The sequence below is a fragment of the Variovorax sp. 01T439_2 genome (genome assembly GCF_056398445.1).
The window spans coordinates 1-1,359 of record NZ_JBFTPJ010001227.1 but is presented as its reverse complement, the minus strand read 5'-3'; the positions used below and the strand labels follow the sequence as shown (position 1 = coordinate 1,359).

The window sequence follows — 1,359 nt, the reverse complement described above, 5'->3', positions numbered from 1 at the left end:
CTCTGCGCATAGTCGGCCATGTGCTCCAGCATCAGCAGCTTGCCGCCGCGCGCGTGGAAAGCGCCCAAATCGGGGTTCGTCGAATCCATCAGCTGCGAGACGGCGGCGATGCGCGCGGCAAAGTCTTCCGCGCGGTAGTTGCGCACGTCGAGCGACGGGTTGCGCGCATAGAAATACTGCAGCGCGCCGCTGCCGTAGAACCACGCGATGCCGTTGCTCGGCTGCGGCGGCACGGTGGGCGCGCTGGTGCCCGTCCACCACGCGTTCCATCCGCCCATCGATGCGAAAGCCGGCGTCGCCTCGCCACCGATGCCCCAGCCGGGGTATTCGGTGACGCCATGGGCCAGCGGCACGGGCGAGCGCCACGGCGAACGCAGCGTGCGCACCGCCTGCACCTGCGCATCGTTCAGGCAGTTGTCGCCGCTCGTGCCCGCCGCGCAGCGCAGGCTCGCCGGATCGAAGCGCTGCAGGCAGGCCACCGGGTTCGACACGATGCGGTCCGCCGCGCCATCCGCGGCATCGCACGATGCGAGCACGGCGTTGTGCACCAGCTGCACCTGCGCGGGCCGTAGCCATCCTTCGCCGAAGGTGGCGATGCCGTTGCGCGTGCCGGCGTGCTGGAGCCCGGTCCAGTTGATGACCGGTACGCGGCTGAAGATGCCGTCGAAGTCCTGCGGATAGCGCTGCGCCATCGTGAGCGCCTCGCGCCCGCCTTCGGAGCTGCCCATGAAGTACARCTTCTGCGGCGCCTGCCCGTAGGCGCGCTGCATCAGCGCCACCGCCACGTCGCGCACCTTCTTGTACGAGGCGTGGGCGAAGTTCGCCAGCGCCTCGTCGTTGAGCGCAAAGGCCTGCGGCGGCTGACCGGCCACGTTCTGGTGGCCGGAGTCGGTGCCGTAGGTCACGTAGCCCTGCGCGAGCGGTGTCGGCTGGTCGAAGCGCGCAGCCGGCACCAGCGCAAGGCCAGTGATCAGCGTGCCGTTGAAACCGCCGCCGCCGTACTGCACGCTGCGCCCGTTCCATGCGAGCGGCAGGTTGACCCGGAACAGGATCGGGGGTGCCGCGGCATCGAGCGGCGCAATGCGGCCGAGCACCGCACAGTGCGCAGGCGTTGCCGGCGTGATGCGCGCGGCCGGGCTGGGGCCGCGCTCGGCGACGGCAAGCGCCGTGGCGGGAACGAGCGTGGCCGAATCGATCGTGGCCGCGCCGCTCGGCAGGCCGATGGCCGCGGGCGCGACCGGCGCGGCGGCAAGGGCCGCACAGGCCGCCGCCGGATCTGCGCCGAGGCCGAGGCTCTTCGGGCCGGTGGTGCCGCAAGCGGCGAGCAATGCGGCGGCCGCCAGCATGGCGCCCCCGCTG

1 protein-coding gene is annotated in these 1,359 nt (G+C 71.9%); it reads right to left on the bottom strand.

From position 1 onward, the window contains the following. A partial coding sequence (locus AC1DOC_RS33800; protein ID WP_478131584.1) for a tannase/feruloyl esterase family alpha/beta hydrolase occupies window positions 1-1,359 on the bottom strand: 1,359 nt, incomplete at both ends.